The sequence below is a fragment of the Pseudomonas sp. 05N433 genome (genome assembly GCF_056396925.1).
This window is the reverse complement of sequence record NZ_JBFTML010000153.1, coordinates 1-536: the sequence shown is the minus strand read 5'-3', so window position 1 is coordinate 536 and position 536 is coordinate 1. Positions and strand designations below refer to the sequence as shown.

At 62.9% G+C, this 536-nt stretch carries 1 protein-coding gene; it reads right to left on the bottom strand.

Annotated elements, in window-relative coordinates; all coding sequences use genetic code 11:
* Positions 1 to 536 (bottom strand): hypothetical protein (locus AC1DIS_RS30125; protein ID WP_477781320.1); only part of this gene is annotated, 536 nt, incomplete at both ends.

The window sequence follows — 536 nt, the reverse complement described above, 5'->3', positions numbered from 1 at the left end:
GCCGTCAACGAGCCGCTGCCGACCGTGAGCGTAACCGAGATGTTGCCAGCGCCTGCGTCGACGTCTGCCACCGACAGACCRCTGAGCTTGAATGCGGCGTCTTCATTCGTCGTGTAGCTTGCCGGCAACGTGTTCACCGGTGCGTCATTGAGCGCGGTGATGTTGATGTTGATCGTGTCGCTGTCGCTCAGTGCACCACCAGTGCCCGTGTTGCCGCCGTCATTGGTCAGCATGGTCAGGGTGACCGTGCCGTTGGCATTGGCAACCGGGGTGTAGGTTGGCTGGTTGGCGACCGTGGCCAGGTAAGTGTTGATGTTGGCGAGGGTWCCCGTGAGTACGATGCTGCTGGTGCCCGAGCCGCTGACCGAGACACTGCCCGCTGTCGCGGCCGTCAACGAGCCGCTGCCGACCGTGAGCGTAACCGAGATGTTGCCAGCGCCTGCGTCGACGTCTGCCACCGACAGACCGCTGAGCTTGAATGCGGCGTCTTCATTCGTCGTGTAGCTCGTGTAGCTTGCCGGCAACGTGTTCACCGG